18 protein-coding genes and 3 tRNA genes are annotated in these 21,042 nt (G+C 59.7%); 18 read left to right on the forward strand and 3 right to left on the reverse strand.

What is annotated here, in order from left to right; all coding sequences use genetic code 11:
• Positions 1–2: 2 nt before the first annotated feature.
• Both asd and rsgA read right to left on the reverse strand, forming a co-directional pair.
• Positions 3–899, reverse strand: a complete 897-nt coding sequence (gene asd / locus PVE98_RS01945) for an archaetidylserine decarboxylase (RefSeq protein WP_033754823.1) — start codon at positions 897–899, stop codon at positions 3–5.
• 137 nt (positions 900–1,036) lie between these two features.
• Positions 1,037–2,080, reverse strand: coding sequence for a small ribosomal subunit biogenesis GTPase RsgA (rsgA, locus tag PVE98_RS01950; RefSeq protein WP_033754826.1), 1,044 nt, complete (start codon positions 2,078–2,080; stop codon positions 1,037–1,039).
• A 102-nt stretch (positions 2,081–2,182) separates the two neighbouring features.
• Between rsgA and orn the strand changes: the two genes are divergently transcribed.
• The 4 genes from orn to PVE98_RS01970 all read left to right on the forward strand — a co-directional run bounded on the left by orn (position 2,183) and on the right by PVE98_RS01970 (position 3,167).
• Positions 2,183–2,731: an oligoribonuclease gene (gene orn / locus PVE98_RS01955; protein WP_033754827.1), complete on the forward strand. Its 549-nt coding sequence runs from the start codon at positions 2,183–2,185 to the stop codon at positions 2,729–2,731.
• 154 nt (positions 2,732–2,885) lie between these two features.
• A tRNA-Gly gene (locus PVE98_RS01960) sits at positions 2,886–2,961 on the forward strand.
• Between the two features lie 27 nt (positions 2,962–2,988).
• A tRNA-Gly gene (locus PVE98_RS01965) sits at positions 2,989–3,064 on the forward strand.
• A gap of 27 nt (positions 3,065–3,091) precedes the next feature.
• A tRNA-Gly gene (locus tag PVE98_RS01970) sits at positions 3,092–3,167 on the forward strand.
• A gap of 348 nt (positions 3,168–3,515) precedes the next feature.
• On the opposite strand, the gene queG is transcribed toward PVE98_RS01970, so the two are convergent.
• Positions 3,516–4,655, reverse strand: a complete 1,140-nt coding sequence (gene queG, locus PVE98_RS01975) for a tRNA epoxyqueuosine(34) reductase QueG (protein ID WP_033754829.1) — start codon at positions 4,653–4,655, stop codon at positions 3,516–3,518.
• On the opposite strand from queG, the gene nnr reads away from it, so the two are divergent.
• The 14 genes from nnr (at position 4,654) to rlmB (ending at position 20,993) form a co-directional block, all read left to right on the forward strand.
• Entirely contained in the window at positions 4,654–6,168 is a 1,515-nt protein-coding gene (nnr, locus tag PVE98_RS01980) for a bifunctional ADP-dependent NAD(P)H-hydrate dehydratase/NAD(P)H-hydrate epimerase (protein ID WP_096072124.1), read from the forward strand. The genes queG and nnr overlap by 2 nt on opposite strands.
• Before the next feature lie 6 nt (positions 6,169–6,174).
• On the forward strand, positions 6,175–6,639 hold the full coding sequence (gene tsaE, locus PVE98_RS01985) for a tRNA (adenosine(37)-N6)-threonylcarbamoyltransferase complex ATPase subunit type 1 TsaE (protein WP_033754831.1): 465 nt from the start codon (positions 6,175–6,177) through the stop codon (positions 6,637–6,639).
• A complete protein-coding gene (gene amiB / locus PVE98_RS01990; RefSeq protein ID WP_096072123.1) occupies positions 6,636–8,294 on the forward strand; it encodes an N-acetylmuramoyl-L-alanine amidase AmiB in 1,659 nt (552 codons plus the stop codon). The genes tsaE and amiB overlap by 4 nt, the downstream gene beginning before the upstream one ends.
• Before the next feature lie 48 nt (positions 8,295–8,342).
• The gene (gene mutL, locus PVE98_RS01995) at positions 8,343–10,214 is read left to right on the forward strand and encodes a DNA mismatch repair endonuclease MutL (RefSeq protein WP_096072122.1); all 1,872 of its coding nucleotides are present in this window, start codon (positions 8,343–8,345) and stop codon (positions 10,212–10,214) included.
• Positions 10,207–11,157 (forward strand): tRNA (adenosine(37)-N6)-dimethylallyltransferase MiaA, encoded by a 951-nt coding sequence (gene miaA / locus PVE98_RS02000; RefSeq protein WP_096072121.1) that lies wholly within the window; start codon positions 10,207–10,209, stop codon positions 11,155–11,157. The genes mutL and miaA overlap by 8 nt, the downstream gene beginning before the upstream one ends.
• Positions 11,158–11,260: 103 nt before the next feature.
• Entirely contained in the window at positions 11,261–11,572 is a 312-nt protein-coding gene (hfq, locus tag PVE98_RS02005) for an RNA chaperone Hfq (RefSeq protein ID WP_033754840.1), read from the forward strand.
• 81 nt (positions 11,573–11,653) lie between these two features.
• Positions 11,654–12,934, forward strand: a complete 1,281-nt coding sequence (gene hflX / locus PVE98_RS02010) for a ribosome rescue GTPase HflX (protein ID WP_033754842.1) — start codon at positions 11,654–11,656, stop codon at positions 12,932–12,934.
• A gap of 167 nt (positions 12,935–13,101) precedes the next feature.
• Complete coding sequence (hflK, locus tag PVE98_RS02015; protein WP_033754845.1) at positions 13,102–14,337, forward strand: FtsH protease activity modulator HflK; 1,236 nt, start codon at positions 13,102–13,104, stop codon at positions 14,335–14,337.
• A gap of 3 nt (positions 14,338–14,340) precedes the next feature.
• Complete coding sequence (gene hflC, locus PVE98_RS02020; RefSeq protein WP_048784412.1) at positions 14,341–15,345, forward strand: protease modulator HflC; 1,005 nt, start codon at positions 14,341–14,343, stop codon at positions 15,343–15,345.
• Between the two features lie 57 nt (positions 15,346–15,402).
• Positions 15,403–15,603, forward strand: coding sequence for a DUF2065 family protein (locus PVE98_RS02025; RefSeq protein WP_033754850.1), 201 nt, complete (start codon positions 15,403–15,405; stop codon positions 15,601–15,603).
• Positions 15,604–15,768: 165 nt separating this feature from the next.
• Positions 15,769–17,067, forward strand: coding sequence for an adenylosuccinate synthase (locus PVE98_RS02030; RefSeq protein WP_033755291.1), 1,299 nt, complete (start codon positions 15,769–15,771; stop codon positions 17,065–17,067).
• A 218-nt stretch (positions 17,068–17,285) separates the two neighbouring features.
• Entirely contained in the window at positions 17,286–17,729 is a 444-nt protein-coding gene (gene nsrR / locus PVE98_RS02035; RefSeq protein WP_033754853.1) for a nitric oxide-sensing transcriptional repressor NsrR, read from the forward strand.
• A gap of 16 nt (positions 17,730–17,745) precedes the next feature.
• Positions 17,746–20,175: a ribonuclease R gene (gene rnr, locus PVE98_RS02040; RefSeq protein WP_033754855.1), complete on the forward strand. Its 2,430-nt coding sequence runs from the start codon at positions 17,746–17,748 to the stop codon at positions 20,173–20,175.
• A gap of 83 nt (positions 20,176–20,258) precedes the next feature.
• Positions 20,259–20,993: a 23S rRNA (guanosine(2251)-2'-O)-methyltransferase RlmB gene (gene rlmB, locus PVE98_RS02045; protein ID WP_033754857.1), complete on the forward strand. Its 735-nt coding sequence runs from the start codon at positions 20,259–20,261 to the stop codon at positions 20,991–20,993.
• The last annotated feature ends 49 nt before the right edge of the window (positions 20,994–21,042 follow it).

Consider the following 21,042-nt stretch of genomic DNA (forward strand, 5'->3'; position numbering starts at 1 on the left):
GGTTAGTCGGCGATAACGTCGACGGGGTCGGTCTGCGGCAGCGCGATAGCCAGCGGCTGACCGAGGCGGGTCTTGCTTTCAGCTTCCAGGCTCTCTGCCAGCTTCACGCGTCCCGGCGCGAACAGATTAATCACGGTGGAGCCGAGCTTAAAGCGGCCCATCTCCTGGCCTTTCAGCAGCACAACGGCGCCTTCGCTATCCGCAGCCGGATAGTGCCAGCGTTTGATCACCCCTTCGCGTGGCGGCGTAATGGTGCCGGCCCAGCTGGTTTCGATGCTGCCGACGATAGTGGCGCCCACGAGGATCTGCACCATCGGACCGATATCGGTATCGAAATAGCAGATAACGCGTTCGTTGCGCGCGAACAAATTGGGGATATTGCGCGCCGTCAGCGGGTTCACCGAGTAGAGATCGCCCGGCACGTAGATCATCTCGCGCAGGATGCCGTTGCACGGCATATGCACGCGGTGGTAGTCGCGCGGCGCAAGGTAAGTGGTGACGAAATGGCCGTCGCGGAACTGTGCCGCCATCGCTTCCTGACCCGCCAGCAGCGCGTCGAGCGTATAGTGATGGCCTTTCGCCTGGAAAATCTGGTCGCCTTCGATGCGGCCCAGCTGGCTGATGGCGCCGTCGGCAGGCAGCACGATCAGGTTCGCGTCGGGATCGACCGGACGCGCGTCATCTTTCAACGGGCGCACAAAGAAGTCGTTAAAGGTGCGATAGCTGGCGGTATCGGACTTCCGCGCTTCCGACATATCCACTTTGTAGAACCAGACGAAGATATCAATCACCAGTTTGGTCAACCAGCCGCCACGACGGCTGGCACCCCAACCGGCAAGTTCCGTTAACCATTTTTTCGGCAGTACATGATTCAGGCCGAGTTTTACACGATCAAACACTTAGCCTCCTGGCTTTGTTTCGCGTCAATCAAAAAGGGGGCGAATCATATCAGCGCCCCGGTCAGATGGCGAATTTCCCCGTGATCGCGTCCGTTACAGAGGCGATGCAGGGTCAATGCCGCGGTAAGCAGCGAGTATCACTCGCTGGAGGAGAAATTCTTGCGCGTTTTCACCTGCGCCATGCTCTCCAGAATACGGTGATAGTTGTCGAAGCGCGAAACGTCTATCTGGCCCGCCTCGACGGCGGCGCGGATAGCGCAGCCGGGATCGCTGCCGTGCTTACAGTCGCGGAACTTACAACTGCCGAGAAATTCACGAAATTCGACAAATCCGCGGGTAATTTGTTCCGGCTCAAGATGCCATAAGCCGAACTCGCGCACCCCCGGCGAATCGATCACGTCGCCGCCGTGAGGAAAGTGGTACAGGCGCGACGCGGTGGTGGTGTGCTGGCCCAGCCCGGAAACGTCAGAGACGTCGTTGGTCACGATGGCGGTTTCCACCGCCGCGTCCAGGCCGAGCAGGGCGTTCAGCAGGCTCGATTTGCCGACGCCGGACTGTCCGGCGAAGATGCTGATGCGATCGGTCAGGGCCGCTTCGAGATCCGCCAGGCCCGCTTTGGCATGGCTGGAGACCATCAGCACGCGATAGCCGATACGGCGATAGATATCCATCTGCTGGTCGACGAAGGCGCGCGCCTCGTCATCCAGCAGATCGGTCTTGTTCAGCACCAGCAGCGGTTCGATGCCCAGGGTTTCGCTCGCCACCAGATAGCGGTCGATAATATTAAGCGACAGCTCAGGCAAAATCGCCGAAACGATAATGATCTGGTCGATATTGGCGGCGATCGGCTTCAGCCCGTCGTAGTAGTCGGGACGCGTCAGCACGCTGCTGCGCTCGTGCACCGCTTCGACAATGCCTTTGCCGCCGCCGAGCGCCGGGCGCCAGACGACGCGATCGCCGGTCACCAGCGAACGGATAGTGCGGCGCAGGTTGCAGCGATGCACCTCGCCCGCGCGGTCTTCGACGTCTGCGTGCATGCCGAAACGGCTGATCACGACGCCTTCCGCCGCTTCACCGAACAGATTGTCGTCAGCTTCCGGCGCATCGCGCTGGTTCAGACGACGCTGATGGTTAGCGCTGACGCGACGTTGTTGACCTTTCGACAGTTTATTTTTGCTCACGCATCCTCTCAGGCTTTCGTCAGACTTCGCCCGGTTGGGCAAAACGTCTATGATACACCTTATTCACTCTTGATGACGACTACGGCTACGGCGGGAAAAAGCATGGCGACAGGAAATGAAAATAATCTGATTTGGATCGATCTGGAGATGACCGGACTGGATCCGGAGCGCGACCGCATTATCGAGATTGCCACGCTGGTAACCGACGCGAATCTCAATATTCTGGCTGAAGGGCCAGTCATGGCGGTGCATCAGTCCGATGCGCAGCTGGCGCTGATGGACGAGTGGAACGTGCGCACCCATACCGCGAGCGGGCTGGTGGAGCGCGTCAAAGCCAGCGAGTTCGACGATCGCCGCGCCGAACTGGCGACGATTGAATTCCTTAAACAGTGGGTGCCTGCTAACAGCTCGCCGATTTGCGGCAACAGCATTGGTCAGGATCGCCGCTTTCTTTTCAAATACATGCCGGAGCTGGAAGCCTACTTCCACTATCGCTATCTCGACGTCAGCACCTTAAAAGAGCTGGCGCGTCGCTGGAAGCCGGAAATTCTGCCAGGCTTCAAAAAGGCGGGCACGCATCAGGCGCTGGATGATATTCGCGAATCGGTCGCCGAGCTGGCATACTACCGCGAGCACTTTTTGCAGCTTTAGCCCTGAAAGGTGCGCAGGAAAACAGCAGGTTGCTGCTTTAATCGGCAAACGAATCGAAAGCGCAAAATTTTGCTTTTAGACTCTTGCAGCAGCAATAATTTCTCGTATAATGCGCACCCCGTACCGATGAAGAATTTATACAACGGTACAAGGCGCGGGAATAGCTCAGTTGGTAGAGCACGACCTTGCCAAGGTCGGGGTCGCGAGTTCGAGTCTCGTTTCCCGCTCCAAAATTTGATTAGCAGTACCTTTCCTAAGCGGGAATAGCTCAGTTGGTAGAGCACGACCTTGCCAAGGTCGGGGTCGCGAGTTCGAGTCTCGTTTCCCGCTCCAAAATTTGTTTAGCAGTACCTTTCCAGTGCGGGAATAGCTCAGTTGGTAGAGCACGACCTTGCCAAGGTCGGGGTCGCGAGTTCGAGTCTCGTTTCCCGCTCCAAATTTTACATCACTAATAATCATACGCTTAGTTGAGCCGTTGACGATCGCCGCGTAACGCTGCGCTTATCAGGTTATCCACAGCGCGCCAGCCGTGTTTTACCGCTGCTCAGGGCGATCTGTAAAACTATTTTAAACAGAGTTATCCACAACTTTCTCGCTGCCTTCGTACGCTATCCACATTCTTATTTGTACACATTATCTGTTTAACTGCTTGAATTAACAGGTAGTGAAGATATTTCATTTTGTTAAAATCTTCTTTGACGCGCCCTGTGTCAGTTGAATGACAACAGCTTTTTATTTTTATGCACAGCTTGTGGAAAAGTAGCTGGCGATCGCCGCTGGTTAATCATGCGTCACGCGGCAAACCCTTCTCAATAGCGCGTACCAGCCGCTTTTGCTGCGCGGGCTGCACATCAATCGCCAGCGCCTGTCGTTTTTCCTGCTGCTGAAGCAGCGCCCATTCGATATGTTCGTCAAGCAGCGGGTTTTCGCCCAGCCGCTTCTCCAGCACGCCTGCGATTTCAGCGCGCCAGGGCGCGTTACCCAACGCCACGGCGATATTGCGCAGCCAGCGCAGATGGCCGATACGGCGTATCGCCGAGCCTTCCGTCACGCGTAAAAAGGTTTTCTCATCCCACTGGAACAGCGTTATTAGCTCCGGCGCATGCAGCGCGGCGCGCGGCGAGAAGTCCGTTTCATCGCTGAGTTGTCCATAGCGATTCCAGGGACAGATCAGCTGACAGTCGTCGCAGCCGTAAATGCGGTTGCCCATCAGTGGGCGTAGCGCTTCCGGAATAGCGCCCTCAAGCTCGATGGTGAGATAGGAGATGCAGCGGCGCGCATCTACCACATAGGGTTCGACGATGGCGTTGGTCGGACATATGGTCATACAGGCGACGCAGCGGCCGCACTGCTCTTCCTGCGGCGCGTCGATCGGCAGCGGCAGATCGATCAGCAGTTCGCCGAGGAAAAACCATGAGCCCGCCTCGCGGTTCAGGATCAGCGAGTGTTTACCGGTCCAGCCGAGGCCCGCTTTGGCCGCCAGCGGACGTTCCAGCAGCGGCGCAGAGTCGACAAAGGGGCGGAAATTGAGCTCGCCGCACTTTTCCTGAATCATTTCTCCGAGCTTTTTCAGACGATTGCGCAATACTTTGTGGTAATCGCGTCCCAGAGCGTAGCGGCTGACATAGCCGAGCTGCGGGTTTTTCAGCGTACTGGCAAAGGCGGCTTTGGCCGGAAGGTAGTTCATGCGTACGCTGATAACGCGCAGCGTGCCGGGCAGCAGTTCATGCGGACGTGCGCGCATCATGCCGTGGCGCGCCATCCACTCCATTTCGCCGTGATACTGTTTGTCCAGCCACGCCTGCAGACGCGGCTCTTCCGCGCTGAGATCGGTGTCGGTGATGCCGACCTGCTGAAAGCCGAGATCCTTGCCCCACTGTTTAATCTGTTGAGCAAGCTGATGAAGATCGAGAGGGTATGACATGAGTAACCAGGAATCGAAAGCGAACGGCTGCAGTTTACCATATTCCGTCTGGCCTGCGCAGGCTCTGCGCCAGCTCGAGCGCGACGGCGCCGACGCGCTGGGCATTACGCTTTACGAGCTGATGCAGCGCGCCGGGCAGGCGGCGTTCGAGCTGGCGCGCGCGCAGTGGCCGCAGGCGCGCAGCTGGTTGATTCTCTGCGGGCATGGCAATAACGGCGGCGACGGCTATGTCACGGCACGACTGGCGCAGGCGGCCGGCTATGCGGTCACGCTGCTGGCGTGCGACAGCGATAAACCGCTGCCCGACGAGGCGCAGCGCGCGCGCGAGGCCTGGCTGGAAGCGGGCGGCGAGATCCATGCCGCTGACGCCCCCTGGCCGGAGCAGGTCGATCTTATCGTCGACGCGCTGCTGGGGACCGGCATCAACCGCGCGCCTGCCGAACCTTACCTCAGCCTGATTAAACAGGCGAATGCCCATGCCGCGCCGGTGCTGGCGATCGATATGCCGTCAGGGCTGTCGGCCGCGACCGGCTGCGCGCCGGGCGAGGCGATCGCTGCTACGCAGACGCTGAGCATTATCGCGCTGAAGCCCGGCCAGATCACCGGCAAAGCGCGCGACCTTATCGGCGAGCTGCGCTACGCCGATCTCGGCCTGAGCGCCTTTCTCGCCGGTGAAAACGCGCCGATGGCGCGCTACGACGCCACCTCGCTTTCGCGCTGGCTGAAGCCGCGCAAGCCTACCTCGCACAAAGGCAACCACGGCCGCCTGCTGGTGGTGGGCGGCGACACCGGCACCGCCGGCGCGATTCGCATGACCGCCGAAGCGGCGCTGCGCGCCGGATCGGGTCTGGTGCGCGTCCTGACGCATCGCGATAATATTGCGCCGGTACTGACGGCGCGTCCGGAGATCATGGTGGACGAGCTGACCGACGCCAGCCTGCAAAGCGGGCTGAAGTGGGCGGACGTCATCGCTATCGGTCCGGGCCTGGGACAGCGGGAATGGGGACAGAATGCGCTGAAAGCGGTTGCCGCCAGTGAAAAGCCAATGCTTTGGGACGCTGATGCGCTTAACCTGCTGGCAATCAATGCGGAGAAACGTCAGAATCGCATCATTACGCCGCACCCAGGCGAAGCGGCGCGACTGTTAGGCATTAAGACCAGCGAAGTCGAGAGCGATCGCCTACTCGCCGCGCAGAAACTCGCGGCGCGCTACGGCGGAGTCGCGGTGTTGAAAGGCGCCGGCACCCTTATCGCCAGCGAGCAGGGCGACATGGCCTTCGCCGACGTTGGCAACGCCGGTATGGCTTCCGGCGGCATGGGCGACGTATTAAGTGGTATTATCGCCTCGATGATGGGGCAGCAACTGGCGCTGTTCGACGCGGCCTGCGCAGGCTGCGTGGCACACGGCGCGGCGGCGGACGCAGTGGCGGCGCGGCGCGGAACGCGCGGCATGTTGGCAACAGATTTATTCGAGCTGCTTTGGCAGTTTGTTAATCCAGAGATGACCCAATAATAAAGCATGAAGACCTGTGTTATTTCCTTGCCCGATGAGGCGGCGACCCTCGAACTGGGCGCTAAGCTGGCCCGCGCCTGTACCGGTGCGGCGGTAATCTATCTCTATGGCGATCTGGGCGCGGGTAAAACGACCTTCAGCCGTGGATTTTTGCAGGCGCTTGGCCACCAGGGCAACGTCAAAAGCCCGACCTATACGCTGGTAGAGCCATACCAGCTCGACGCGCGCGCGCTCTATCACTTCGATCTCTATCGCCTGGCCGATCCGGAAGAGCTGGAGTTCATGGGGATCCGCGACTATTTCACCGGCGAGGCTATCTGTCTGGTGGAGTGGCCGCAGCAGGGCGCGGGCGTCTTGCCGCCGCCCGATCTGGCGCTAACGCTAAGCTACGTCGGCGCCGCGCGCGAGGCGCGCCTTGAGGCGCACTCCGCGCTGGGCGAACTCCTGACAGAGCAGGTGGCGCAGGCATGATCGCACGGATGAAAAGCGCGCTGCTGCTGATACTCTGTCTGGCGACAGCGCCCGCGCTGGCGGCTAGCCTCTCTGATATCAAAGTCGAAAACGGTGACAGCAAGGCGACGGTAACCCTGAGCTTCGCCGGACAGCCGGTGTACGGCTTCTTTCCGCTGCGCAACCCCGATCGCGTGGTGCTGGATATTCGTCAGAGCGGCGTGATTCAGGGGCTGCCGCTTAACTTCAGCGGCGAAAATATTGTCAGGCGTATTCGCACCAGCACGCCAAAGGATAAGCAGAGCATTCGGCTGGTGTTCGAGCTGACGCAGGCGGGCAAAACCCGCGCGGTGACCCAGCGCAACGGCAGCAGCTATAACGTGGTGTTCACTATACAGGGCAAGCAGCCCGTCAGCCGCGCCGCGCCGGTTTCTACCGCGACCACGACGACGCCGGGCCGGGCGGCACCGAGCCGACCCGCCGCCAACCCGTTCAACGCCAACCAGGTGACGGCGGTCAGCAATACCAACACCACCACGCGTCCAGGCAATGCGCTGCCCACCAGCAACGACACGGTGATTGTGGCGATCGACGCCGGCCACGGCGGCCAGGATCCCGGCGCTACCGGCCAGCGCGGACTGCATGAAAAGAACGTCACCATCGCCATCGCGCGCAAGCTGAAGGTGCTGCTGAACAACGATCCGATGTTTAAAGGCGTGCTAACACGCGACGGCGACTACTTTATTTCGGTGATGGGCCGTTCCGAAGTGGCGCGTAAAGAGAACGCCAACCTGTTGGTTTCCATTCATGCCGACTCGGCGCCGAGCCACAGCGCCACCGGCGCGTCGGTATGGGTGCTGTCGAACCGACGCGCCAACAGCGAAATGGCGAACTGGCTGGAGCAGCGCGAGAAACAGTCGGAGCTGCTGGGCGGGGCAGGCGATCTGCTGGCGAACAGCCAGGCCGATCCCTACCTGAGCCAGGCGGTGCTGGATCTGCAGTTCGGTCATTCGCAGCGCGTCGGTTATGACGTGGCGATGAAAGTGTTGCAGCAGCTGCGCGGCGTTTCGCCGTTGCATAAGCGTTTGCCGGAGCACGCCAGCCTCGGCGTGCTGCGTTCGCCGGATATTCCCTCACTGTTAGTGGAAACCGGCTTCATCAGTAATGCCTCGGAGGAGCGACTGCTCGGCAGTAGCGCTTACCAGGATAAAATTGCGATGGCTATCTACAAAGGCCTGCGCAATTATTTCCTGGCGCACCCGCTACAATCGCTCCCAAAGGAGGAAAACCGTCCGATCGGCTCATCGCCGACGGTGAGCGTCGCCAGTAATCCGGCGACCGGCACCACGCAGTATACCGGCGCGGTGCAGCGTCATACCGTCACCCGCGGCGAAACGCTCTCCGGCATCGCCGCGAAATATGGCGTTAGCATGGGGACGCTGCGCGAGATGAACCGGCTGAAGCGCGATGTGGTCTGGGTCGGACAGCGCCTGAAGGTGCCGGCCAGCAATACGGTGGCCGCGCGCGGTCCGGCACGTCATAAAGTGGTGCGGGGCGACTCGCTGACGGCTATCGCCGCGCATTATGGTGTCAGCCCGCAGGCGATCATCCAGGCGAACAATATGAAGTCCTCAAACGTGATGTTGGGGCAAACCCTGAAAATACCCGCCTCCTGACGGTCAGCCCGGCCAGGCGCCGGGCCAGGCTCTACAAGGATAATCACCATGCCCATTCAAATTTTACCGCCGCAGCTGGCTAACCAGATTGCGGCGGGCGAAGTCGTCGAGCGTCCAGCATCGGTGGTAAAAGAGCTGGTGGAAAACAGTCTCGACGCCGGCGCGACGCGCATCGACATCGACATTGAAAAAGGCGGCGCGAAACTGATCCGTATTCGCGATAACGGCTGCGGCATCAGCAAAGAAGAGCTGGCGATGGCGCTGGCGCGCCACGCTACCAGCAAAATCGCCTCGCTTGACGATCTGGAAGCGATTATGAGCCTGGGCTTTCGCGGCGAAGCGCTGGCCAGCATCAGTTCAGTTTCGCGCCTGACCCTGACTTCGCGCACCGAAGCGCAGAGCGAGGCCTGGCAGGCGTATGCCGAAGGCCGCGATATGGCGGTCACGGTTAAGCCAGCGGCGCATCCGTGCGGCACTACGCTGGAGGTGCTCGATCTCTTCTACAACACGCCCGCGCGTCGCAAATTTATGCGCACCGAGAAAACCGAATTTGGCCATATCGACGAGGTGATTCGTCGCATCGCGCTGGCGCGTTTTGACGTCTCCATCTCGCTCAACCATAACGGCAAGCTGATGCGCCAGTATCGCGCGGTCAATGACGAGGCGCAGCGCGAACGGCGGCTGGGAGCGATTTGCGGCACGACCTTTATGCAGCATGCGCTACGCATCGACTGGCGACATGACGATCTGCTGCTGCGCGGCTGGGTCGCCGATCCGGCCGGATCGCGCCAGCTGACCGATATTCAGTATTGCTACGTCAACGGTCGCATGATGCGCGACAAACTGATCAATCATGCGATACGGCAGGCGTTTCAGACGCAGCTGCAGGCAGACCAGCAGCCAGCCTATGTGCTCTACCTGGAAATCGATCCGCATCAGGTGGATGTCAACGTGCATCCCGCCAAGCATGAGGTGCGCTTCCATCAGTCACGGCTGGTGCACGACTTTATCTTTCAGGGCGTGATGAGCGTGCTGCAGGAGAGCAGCGCGCCGACCCTGCCGTCGATTCAGGCAGAAGAGCCGGCGCCGCGCTGGCAGCCGGAAAATCGCCAGGCGGCGGGCGGCAACCACTTTTCCCAGCCTGCCGCGCCGCGCCGCAGCGAAGGCGGCGCGGCGGCGCCAGCATCACCGCCAGCCGCGCAGCCGGGCTGGCAGAATAAAGAGAATGGCTACAGCAAGCGTGAAGGCGCGGTTTATCAGCAGCTGCTGAAAACGCCGGCCGCAGGTCAGCGCGCGCCAGCTGAACCGGCCGCGCCGCCGGTTGTACCGCGCGCGCAGCCAGCCGAGGCGCCGCTTTCCTCGCATGCGCAAAGCTTCGGCCGCGTGTTAACGGTGGTGCGGGAGCGTTATGCGCTACTGGAGCAGGAGCAGGCGCTGCTGCTGCTGTCGCTGCCGGTGGCGGCGCGCTGGGTGCGGCATGCGCAGCTACAGCCGGGCGAGACGGGACTGAAGTCACAGCCGCTGCTCATCCCGGTGCGCATGAAGGTCGCGCGGCCAGAGCGTCAGATCGCCGCAGAGAGGCAGAACCTGCTGAACGAGATGGGCGTCGATCTGCAGCCGGAAGGCGACCACGTAACCCTGCGCGCGGTGCCTTTACCCTTGCGCACGCAAAATTTACAAATCTTGATTCCAGAGCTGCTAGGCTATCTCGCCCAGCAGCCGGAGAGCGGCGCCCCTCAGCTGGCTCAATGGCTGGCGCGACGTTGCGATACCGACGCGCCTCACTGGAATCACTCGCAGGCGATCACGCTGCTGGCGGAGCTGGAACGGCTCTGTCCGCAACTGTTGAAATCGCCGCCTTCTGGCCTGATTCAGGCCCTGGATATTGAGAGCGCGCTTGCTGCATTAACCCATGAGTGAACACAACCCGGCTGGCCGACCAAAGGCTATTTTTTTGATGGGGCCCACCGCTTCGGGCAAAACCGCGCTGGCGATAGCACTAAGAAAGCAGCTGCCGGTGGAACTTATCAGCGTCGACTCTGCCTTAATCTATCGCGGGATGGATATCGGCACGGCCAAACCTTCGGCAGAAGAGCTGGCGCAGGCGCCGCACCGCCTGCTGGACATCCGCGATCCCTCGGAAGCCTATTCCGCCGCCGACTTCCGCCGCGATGCGCTGGCGGCGATGGCGGAGATCGTTCAGAGCGGCCGCATTCCGCTGCTGGTCGGTGGAACCATGCTCTATTTCAAGGCGTTACTGGAAGGATTGTCGCCGCTCCCCTCGGCCGATCCTGAGATACGTCAGCGCATTGAGCAAATGGCGCGCGAAAAGGGGTGGGAGGCGCTGCATCGTCAGCTGTGCGACATCGACCCGGTGGCCGGGAGTCGTATTCATCCGAATGATCCGCAGAGACTTTCGCGAGCACTGGAAGTTTTTTTTATTTCGGGTAAAACTTTAACGGAACTGACTAAAACATCCGGCGAAGCGTTACCCTACGATGTGTATCAGTTCGCCATCGCCCCCGCGACCCGTGAACTGCTGCATCAGCGCATCGAACTACGCTTTCAGCAGATGCTGGCGTCAGGATTTGAAGCGGAGGCTCGGGCCCTGTTTGCACGAGGTGATTTGCATACGGATATGCCTTCCATTCGCTGTGTCGGTTATCGTCAGATGTGGTCGTACCTGGCTGGCGAGATCGATTACGACGAGATGGTTTATCGGGGAATTTGCGCAACCCGGCAGCTCGCTAAACGCCAGATGACCTGGTTACGCGGCTGGGAAAATGTACGCTGGCTTGACAGCGACAGCCCAGAATCCGCGCGTGACGAGGTGCTTCAGGTTCTTAGTGCGAAGCATGGGTGATTGTGTACAATTGGCTGGTTATCGTGCGCAAATTTTTACGCAGTTTTTTTCAGAACTTCGGTTCTACAAGTAATAAACAACAAGCATATAAGGAAAAGATAGAATGGCTAAGGGGCAATCATTACAAGACCCGTTTTTGAACGCACTGCGTCGTGAACGTGTTCCGGTTTCGATTTATTTGGTCAACGGTATCAAGCTGCAGGGACAAATTGAGTCTTTCGATCAATTCGTGATTTTGTTGAAGAACACGGTAAGCCAGATGGTTTACAAGCACGCCATTTCTACCGTGGTTCCATCGCGCCCGGTTTCTCATCACAGCAACAACACCGGTGGCGGCAGCAACAACTACCACCACGGCGGTAGCAACGCTTCTGCGCCGTCGCAGCCACAACAAGACGGCGATAACGCGGAATAACGCGCTACCCGTACAAGCCAGGGCGGGAGAACGCAGACCGTTTTCCGTCCTGGTCTTCTATTTTCTAAGCGAGGTTATAGCTTGTTTGACCGTTATGAAGCCGGTGAGCAGGCCGTACTGGTACACATCTGGTTCTCCCAAGACAAAGAGATGGAAGATCTCCAGGAATTCGAAACCCTGGTCTCTTCTGCGGGCGTAGAAGCGCTGCAGGTCATTACCGGCAGTCGTAAAGCGCCACATCCCAAATATTTTGTCGGTGAAGGAAAGGCAGCTGAAATTGCCGATGCGGTAAAATCAAGTGGAGCATCGGTCGTATTATTCGATCATGCCTTAACCCCTGCGCAGGAACGCAACCTGGAGCGCCTGTGCGAATGTCGCGTCATTGATCGTACCGGTCTGATCCTGGATATCTTCGCCCAACGCGCCCGAACGCATGAAGGTAAGCTGCAGGTCGAACTGGCCCAGCTGCGCCATCTTGCTACGCGACTTGTACGCGGCTGGACGCACCTTGAGCGTCAGAAAGGCGGCATCGGCTTACGCGGCCCGGGTGAAACCCAGCTGGAAACCGACCGTCGTTTGCTGCGCAATCGAATCAGTCAGATTTTGTCCCGCCTAGAACGCGTAGAAAAACAGCGCGATCAGGGACGTCAGGCGCGCGCCAAAGCGGACGTGCCAACCGTGTCGCTGGTCGGCTACACCAACGCCGGTAAATCCACCCTGTTTAACGCCGTCACCTCCGCTAACGTCTATGCGGCGGATCAGCTGTTTGCGACGCTCGATCCGACGCTGCGCCGTCTGAACGTGGCGGACGTCGGCGACGTGGTGCTGGCGGATACCGTCGGCTTTATTCGTCATCTGCCTCACGATCTGGTGGCCGCGTTTAAAGCGACGCTGCAGGAAACGCGACAGGCGACGCTGCTGCTGCATGTGATCGACGCCGCCGACGTGCGCGTCAGTGAGAACATCGAAGCGGTCGATGCGGTGCTGGAAGAGATCGAGGCGCATGAAATTCCCACGCTGCTGGTGATGAATAAAATCGATATGCTGGACGGCTTCGTTCCGCGCATCGATCGCAATGAAGAAAATCAGCCGATCCGCGTCTGGCTTTCTGCACAGAGCGGCGAAGGTTTGCCGCTGCTATGGCAGGCGCTCTCCGAGCGTCTGGCAGGCGAAATCGCGCAGTTCGAACTGCGCCTGCCGCCGGAAGCGGGGCGCCTGCGCAGCCGCTTCTACCAGCTGCAGGCCATTGAAGATGAATGGAATGAAGAAGAAGGCGGCATCGGCCTACGCGTGCGTCTGCCGATGGTTGACTGGCGACGCCTGTGCAAGCAGGAACCGGCGCTGCTTGATTACATAGTTTGACACGTTGCCCAAACGTCCTTACGCAATAGCTGGTATGGTGTAGCAGGCGGCTGCCGCTTTTCTGGGATCTTTTTCTTTAGCTCTTTAGGGCGAACAAAGGCAGCCAACACAGCTACAGCCTGAAAGCTGCAGGGTAAACAGCGCACTTACAATAAATGGAGTAGAACATGGCGTGGAATCAGCCCGGTAATAACGGACAGGACCGCGACCCGTGGGGAAGCAGCAATAATAAAGGCGGCAACTCTGGGGGAAACAAAGGCGGTCGTGAACAGGGACCGCCGGATCTGGATGATATCTTCCGTAAGTTGAGCAAAAAGCTCGGCGGACTGGGCGGTGGCAAACAGAGTGACAATGGCCAGCGCAGCGGCGGCAGCGGTGGCAAACTGGTCGGGATCGTCGCTGTCGCGGCGGTTGTAATCTGGGCCGCCAGCGGATTCTACACCATTAAAGAAGCGGAGCGCGGCGTCGTCACGCGCTTCGGCAAGTTCAGTCATCTGGTGGAGCCAGGCCTGAACTGGAAACCGACCTTTATCGATCAGGTGCGTGCGGTAAACGTCGAAGCGGTGCGCGAGCTTGCTGCCTCCGGCGTGATGCTGACCTCGGATGAGAACGTGGTGCGCGTCGAGATGAACGTGCAGTACCGCGTAACCGATCCTGAACGCTACCTGTTCGCCGTCACCAGCGCAGACGACAGCCTGCGCCAGGCGACCGACAGCGCGCTGCGCGGCGTCATCGGCCGCTCTACGATGGACCGCATTCTGACCGAAGGCCGTACCGTGGTGCGTAGCGATACGCAGCGCGAAATCGACGAAACCATTCGCCCTTACAACATGGGCATCACGCTGCTTGACGTCAACTTCCAGGCGGCGCGTCCGCCGGAAGAGGTGAAAGCCGCGTTCGACGACGCCATCGCCGCGCGTGAAAACCGCGAGCAGTACGTGCGCGAGGCGGAAGCCTATGCGAACGAAGTGCAGCCGCGCGCGAATGGTCAGGCGCAGCGTATCCTCGAAGAGGCGCGCGCTTATAAAGAACGTACCGTGCTGGAAGCGCAGGGTGAAGTGGCGCGTTTCGCCAAGCTGCTGCCTGAATACAAGGCGGCGCCGGACATCACTAAAGAGCGTCTCTACATCGAAACCATGGAACGCGTGCTGAGTCATACCCGCAAAGTGCTGGTTAACGATCGCGGCAATAATCTGATGGTGCTGCCGCTCGACCAGCTGATGCGCGGCGCAACCGGCGCGGCGCAGAGCGGCCACAAAGGCGCGAGTCTGAACACGCTGCCCGCTTCGCCTGGCAGCACTGCCAGCCGCAGCGACACGTCAGCCTACAATCCAGACAGCATCATGGATCAGCGTCGGGCCAATGCTCTGCGCAACGATACCCAGCGCGAAGGGAGAGAGTAATCGATGCGTAAGCCCATAATTGTAGTCATTATTGTTGTACTGGTGGCGCTCTACGCTTCACTGTTCGTGGTGCAGGAAGGCGAACGCGGCATCGTGCTGCGCTTCGGTAAAGTGCTGCGCGACGATGAAAACAAACCGCAGGTGTTCGCGCCGGGTCTGCATATGAAAGTGCCGTTTATCGAGACGGTAAAAACGCTGGACGCGCGTATTCAGACCATGGACAACCAGGCGGATCGCTTCGTCACTAAAGAGAAGAAAGACCTGATCGTCGACTCTTACATCAAGTGGCGCATCAGCGACTTCAGCCGCTACTACCTGGCAACGGGCGGCGGCGACGTTTCGCAGGCGGAAGTGCTGCTGAAGCGTAAATTCAGCGACCGTTTGCGTTCTGAGATGGGCCGTCTTGATGTGAAAGATATCGTGACGGATTCTCGCGGCCGTCTGACCACCGACGTGCGCGACGCGCTGAATACCGGCAGCGCCGGCAGCGACGACGACGTGCAGACGCCGGCGGCGGATGACGCCATCGCCAGCGCGGCGGCGCGCGTTGAGCGCGAAACCAACAGCAAAGAGCCGGCGATTAACCCGAACAGCATGGCAGCGCTGGGCATTCAGGTCGTCGACGTGCGCATCAAGCAGATCAATCTGCCGACCGAGGTCTCGGACGCGATTTACAATCGTATGCGCGCCGAGCGTGAAGCCGTCGCGCGCAGTCAGCGTTCTCAGGGTCAGGAAGAGGCGGAAAAACTGCGTGCGCAGGCGGACTATCAGGTCACCCGCACGCTGGCGGAAGCGCAGCGTACCGCGCTGATCACCCGAGGCGACGGCGATGCCGAAGCAGCGAAGCTCTTTGCCGACGCGTTCAGTCAGGATCCGGACTTCTACGCCTTTATCCGCAGCCTGCGCGCCTATGAAAATAGCTTCAGCGACAATCAGGACGTGATGGTGCTTAGCCCGGACAGCGATTTCTTCCGCTATATGAAAGCGCCCTCTAACGCGACGCGATAAGAACTGCTATAACCTACGGGCCGACAATGATGTCGGCCTTTTTTTTGGGAATGGTAAATGAATCAAACCATATGGATGGCGCTGGCGCTGGTACTGGTGCTGGAAGGGCTGGGGCCGATGTTTCTGCCGCGCATCTGGCGTCGTATGATCCTGAGCATGGCGCAACTGCCCGATCGCCTGCTGCACCGTTTCGGCGGCGGACTGGTGGTGGCAGGCGTAGTCATTTACTACATGATCGGCGCGCATGGCGGCAGCTGATTGTTCTGCCAGCAGGGCTAAATTGTGCCTGCCGCGCGCCGCTTCCCCAGGATGTTGTAGTGCGCAAAACTCAGGCGAAAAATGCGCGCAAACGTATGCTAAAAGTGCTGAAAGCCGCAAGATCAGATGGTAGAATCCATTTTTAAGCAATCGGTGATTTTGAAAATGGGTAAGAACGTCGTCGTACTGGGCACCCAATGGGGTGACGAAGGCAAAGGTAAAATTGTAGATCTGCTGACTGAACGCGCTAATTACGTGGTGCGTTACCAGGGTGGCCACAATGCAGGCCATACGCTTGTCATCAACGGTGAAAAAACCGTCCTCCATTTAATTCCATCCGGCATTCTGCGCGAAAACGTTACCAGCATCATTGGTAACGGCGTGGTGCTGTCGCCTGAAGCTCTGATGAAAGAGATGAAAGGCCTGGAAGAGCGTGGCGTACCGGTACGCGAACGTCTGCTGATTTCTGAAGCCTGCCCGCTGATCCTGCAATACCATGTCGCAATGGATCTGGCACGCGAAAAAGCGCGCGGCGCCAAAGCCATCGGCACCACCGGTCGCGGCATCGGCCCGGCCTATGAAGATAAAGTGGCGCGCCGCGGTCTGCGCGTCGGCGATCTCTTCAACAAAGAGACCTTCGCCGTTAAGCTGAAAGAGATTGTCGATTACTACAACTTCCAGCTGGTGAACTACTACAAAGAAGACGCGGTCGACTACGACAAAGTGCTGAGCGACGTGCTGGCGGTAGCCGACGTGCTGACCAGCATGGTGGTTGACGTCTCCGATCTGCTGGATACGGCGCAGAAGCGCGGCGACCTGATCATGTTCGAAGGCGCGCAGGGCACGCTGCTGGATATCGACCACGGCACCTATCCCTATGTGACCTCCTCTAACACCACCGCTGGCGGCGTGGCGACCGGTTCAGGCATCGGTCCGCGCTGCGTCGACTACGTGCTGGGCATCGTGAAGGCTTACTCAACGCGCGTCGGCGCGGGCCCGTTCCCGACCGAACTGTTCGACGACATCGGCGAGTTCCTGTGCGCTAAAGGTAATGAGTTCGGCGCAACCACCGGCCGTCGTCGTCGCACCGGCTGGCTGGATGCGGTCGCCGTGCGCCGCGCGGTGCAGATCAACTCCCTGTCAGGTTTCTGCATGACCAAGCTGGACGTGCTGGATGGTCTTAAAGAAGTGAAAATCTGCGTAGGCTATCGCCTGCCGGACGGTCGCGAAGTGACCACCACGCCGCTGGCGGCAGAGAACTGGGAAGGCATTGAGCCGATCTATGAAACCCTGCCAGGCTGGAGCGAAACCACCTTCGGCGTGAAAACGCTGGAAGGGCTGCCGCAGGCCGCGCGCGACTATATCAAGCGCGTGGAAGAAGTAACGGGCGTACCGGTTGATATTATCTCTACCGGCCCGGACCGCAGCGAAACCATGATTCTGCGCGATCCGTTCGACGCATAATCCTGCAGAGGCCGGCGCAGCGCCGGCCTCTGTTTCCCGCTTAGCAAGCCGCTTTCTCTCCCTTCGCTTTGCCGCATCGCCCTTCGGCTGAAAAAAACACACTCTGGATTCGACTCTGGTTTATCATCTACAGTAGCCGCAAGCCGGTTTACTATTAAAATCAACCGCAACGCGGACGAAATGAATAAACACGCTATGGGTGATCTACCGAGGTAATTGTGCAGCTGACAAGTTTTACCGATTATGGTCTGCGGGCCTTGATTTATATGGCTAGTTTGCCGCAAGGCAGAATGACGAATATTACTGAAGTCACCGAGACCTACGGCGTGTCGCGCAACCATATGGTGAAAATCATCAATCAACTCAGCCGGGCGGGCTTTATCGCCGCGACGCGCGGCAAAAACGGCGGCATCCGTCTTGGGATGGATCCGCATAATATCGTCATCGGCGATGTGGTGCGCAAAATGGAGCCGCTACAGTTAGTAGACTGCGCGACTTGCGCCATCACGCCAGCCTGCCGCTTAAAAAAGGCGCTAAACGATGCGGTACAGCTGTTCCTGCGGGAACTGGACAGCTATACGCTGGCAGACTTAGTCGAGGGGAATGAACCCTTATACCAAATTTTATTGTCCGAACCGCCGGTGGCAATGAATCTGAAATGACATCGGAGGAACCGCTATGTCAAACGATCCTTTTCAGCAACGAGAAGCTGAAAAATATGAAAACCCTATTCCGAGCCGTGAATTTATTCTGGCTCACCTGGAAAAACGCGAAAAGCCGGCCAGCCGCGATGAGCTGGCGCAAGAGCTGAACCTTACCGACGAAGAGCACCTTGAAGCGCTGCGTCGTCGTCTGCGCGCCATGGAGCGCGACGGACAGTTAGTCTTCACCCGCCGCCAGTGCTATGCGCTGCCGGAACGTCTCGATCTGCTGCGCGGCAAGGTCATCGGCCACCGCGACGGCTACGGCTTCCTGCGCGTGGAGGGGCAGAAAGATGACCTCTATCTCTCCGCCGAGCAGATGAAAATGTGCATGCACGGCGATGTTATCCTGGCGCAGCCGCTGGGCGCCGATCGCAAAGGCCGCCGCGAAGCGCGCGTGGTGCGCGTGCTGGAGCCGCGCAACAACCAGATCGTCGGCCGCTACTTCACCGATGCGGGCGCCGGTTTCGTGGTGCCGGACGACAGCCGTCTGAGCTTCGACATCCTGATCCCGCCGGAAGAGACCCTGCAGGCGCGTATGGGATCGGTGGTGGTGGTCGAGCTGGTGCAGCGCCCGACGCGCCGCACTAAAGCCATCGGTAAAGTCGCAGAGATCCTCGGCGATGATATGGGTACCAGCCTTGCGGTCGATATGGCCCTGCGCACCCATGAAATCCCGCACAGCTGGCCGCCGGAAGTTGAAAAACAGGTGAGCAAGCTCAGCGAAGAAGTCCCTGAAGCGGCGAAAAAAGGGCGCGTCGATCTGCGCCAGCTGCCGCTGGTCACCATCGACGGCGAAGACGCGCGCGACTTCGACGATGCGGTCTACTGCGAGAAAAAACGCGGCGGCGGCTGGCGCCTGTGGGTAGCCATTGCCGACGTCAGCTACTACGTGCGTCCCGGCACGCCGCTGGACGACGAAGCGCTGCAGCGCGGTACCTCGGTCTACTTCCCGTCGCAGGTAGTGCCGATGCTGCCGGAAGTGCTCTCCAATGGACTCTGCTCGCTGAACCCGCAGGTCGATCGTCTCTGCATGGTGTGCGAGATGACCATCTCTTCCGCAGGCAAGCTGACCGGCTTCAAACACTATGAAGCGGTAATGAACTCGCATGCGCGTCTGACCTACAACAAAGTGTGGAATATCCTGCAGGGCAACCCGGAGCTGCGCGAACAGTACGCACCGCTGGTGAAGCCGCTGGAAGAGCTGCACAACATGTATAAGGTGCTGGAACAGGCGCGCGAAGCGCGCGGCGGCATCTCGTTCGAGACCGAAGAAGCGAAGTTTATCTTCAATGCCGAACGCCGTATCGAGCGCGTAGAGCGCACCGTGCGCAACGACGCGCACAAGCTGATCGAAGAGTGCATGATCCTCGCCAACATCGCGTCGGCGCGCTTTGTCGAGAAGCATCAGGAGCCGGCGCTGTTCCGCGATCACGATCGTCCCAGCGACGACAGCATCACCAGCTTCCGCACCGTGCTCAACGAACTGGGCCTTTCGCTGCCGGGCGGTGCCAAACCTGAGCCTGTCGACTATGCCGAGCTGCTGACGCAGATTGCCGATCGCCCGGATGCGGAAATGCTGCAAACCATGCTGCTGCGCTCGATGAAACAGGCGGTCTACGATCCGGAAAACCGTGGACACTTCGGCCTGGCGCTGCAGTCTTACGCGCACTTTACCTCGCCGATCCGTCGCTATCCCGACCTGCTGCTGCACCGCGCCATTAAATATCTGCTGGCGCAGGCGGAAGGCGAGGTAAAAGGCAACACCACGGCGACCGGCGGCTACCACTACGAGATGGCGCAGATGCTGCAGCTCGGCCAGCACTGTTCGATGACCGAGCGCCGCGCCGACGAGGCTACGCGCGACGTCGCTGACTGGCTGAAATGCGACTTTATGCAGGATCAGGTCGGCAATACCTTTAACGGGGTCATCTCCAGCGTCACCGGCTTCGGCTTCTTCGTGCGCCTGAACGATCTCTTTATCGACGGTCTGGTGCACGTTTCCACGCTGGACAACGACTACTACCGTTTCGATGCGGTGGGACAGCGTCTGATCGGCGAGTCGGGCGGACGCACCTATCGTCTGGGCGATGCGGTTGAAGTGCGGGTAGAGGCGGTGCATCTGGACGAGCGCAAGATCGACTTCGCGCTGATCTCCAGCCAGCGTCAGCCGCGCGGCGAAGGCAAAACCGCACGCGACAAAGCGAAGCGCGAAGGCAAAGCGCCGCCGAAGCGCCGCCGTCAGATGGGCAAAAAAGGCAACTTCGAGCCGAACGAAGCGTTCCGCGACGCGAAGCCGACGTCTGATAAGCCGAAGAAAGAGAAAAAAAGCAAAACCCCGTCGGAAAAAACCCGTAAAATCGCCGCCGCCACTAAGGCGAAGCGCGCCGCGAAAAAGCAGGCCTGATTCCGCCTGATGCGTTAACGGACGCTTTCTGCCGCGCAGAGAGCGTCCGCTGAAGTCCATTCAATTCCTAACTGAGCAGATCGATGAGCGAAATTATTTTTGGTATCCATGCCGTGCAGGCGCTGCTGGAGCGCGATCCCCAACGCTTCCAGGAAGTCTTTATCCTCAAGGGCCGCGACGATCGTCGCCTGCAGCCGTTGGTGGCGGCGCTGGAAGCTCAGGGCATCGTTATCCAGCTGGCGAACCGCCAGTGGCTGGACGGTCAGGTTGAAGGCGGCGTGCATCAGGGTATCGTGGCGCGCATCCGACCTGGCCGTCAGTACCAGGAGGGCGACCTGCCGGATCTGCTGCAAAGTCTGGAAAAACCGCTGCTGCTGGTGCTGGACGGCGTGACCGACCCGCACAACCTCGGCGCCTGCCTGCGCAGCGCCGACGCCGCAGGCGTACATGCGGTGATCGTGCCGAAAGACCGCTCCGCCTCGCTGAACGCCACGGCGAAAAAAGTCGCCAGCGGCGCGGCGGAGAACGTGCCGCTGATCCGCGTCACCAATCTGGCGCGCACGCTGCGTCTGCTGCAGGAGTACAACATCTGGGTAGTCGGCACGGCTGGCGAAGCGGATCATACGCTCTATCAGAGCAAAATGACCGGGCCGATGGCGCTGGTGATGGGCGCGGAAGGCGAAGGCATGCGCCGCCTGACGCGCGAACACTGCGACGAGCTGATCAGCATTCCGATGGCGGGTAGCGTCTCATCGCTTAACGTCTCTGTGGCCACCGGCGTCTGCCTGTTCGAAGCGGTACGCCAGCGCGGGGCGTGATCGCCGCCGCAAAACCCCCTCAGTGCCAGGCATAACTGCGCGTCGCTCT

The organism is Pantoea sp. GABEPS69, assembly GCF_045780835.1.
GTDB classification, from domain to species: Bacteria; Pseudomonadota; Gammaproteobacteria; order Enterobacterales; family Enterobacteriaceae; genus Pantoea; species Pantoea septica.

Excerpts from the sequence above, each read along its gene's own strand:
- amiB (WP_096072123.1), top strand. The coding sequence starts at position 6,636 with ATGATCGCACGGATGAAAAGCGCGCTGCTGCTGATACTCTGTCTGGCG.
- tsaE (WP_033754831.1), top strand. The coding sequence starts at position 6,175 with ATGAAGACCTGTGTTATTTCCTTGCCCGATGAGGCGGCGACCCTCGAA.
- nnr (WP_096072124.1), top strand. The coding sequence starts at position 4,654 with ATGAGTAACCAGGAATCGAAAGCGAACGGCTGCAGTTTACCATATTCC.
- queG (WP_033754829.1), bottom strand. The coding sequence starts at position 4,655 with ATGTCATACCCTCTCGATCTTCATCAGCTTGCTCAACAGATTAAACAG.
- hflK (WP_033754845.1), top strand. The coding sequence starts at position 13,102 with ATGGCGTGGAATCAGCCCGGTAATAACGGACAGGACCGCGACCCGTGG.
- PVE98_RS02025 (WP_033754850.1), top strand. The coding sequence starts at position 15,403 with ATGAATCAAACCATATGGATGGCGCTGGCGCTGGTACTGGTGCTGGAA.
- hflC (WP_048784412.1), top strand. The coding sequence starts at position 14,341 with ATGCGTAAGCCCATAATTGTAGTCATTATTGTTGTACTGGTGGCGCTC.
- rlmB (WP_033754857.1), top strand. The coding sequence starts at position 20,259 with ATGAGCGAAATTATTTTTGGTATCCATGCCGTGCAGGCGCTGCTGGAG.
- rnr (WP_033754855.1), top strand. The coding sequence starts at position 17,746 with ATGTCAAACGATCCTTTTCAGCAACGAGAAGCTGAAAAATATGAAAAC.
- miaA (WP_096072121.1), top strand. The coding sequence starts at position 10,207 with ATGAGTGAACACAACCCGGCTGGCCGACCAAAGGCTATTTTTTTGATG.
- mutL (WP_096072122.1), top strand. The coding sequence starts at position 8,343 with ATGCCCATTCAAATTTTACCGCCGCAGCTGGCTAACCAGATTGCGGCG.
- orn (WP_033754827.1), top strand. The coding sequence starts at position 2,183 with ATGGCGACAGGAAATGAAAATAATCTGATTTGGATCGATCTGGAGATG.
- hfq (WP_033754840.1), top strand. The coding sequence starts at position 11,261 with ATGGCTAAGGGGCAATCATTACAAGACCCGTTTTTGAACGCACTGCGT.
- PVE98_RS02030 (WP_033755291.1), top strand. The coding sequence starts at position 15,769 with ATGGGTAAGAACGTCGTCGTACTGGGCACCCAATGGGGTGACGAAGGC.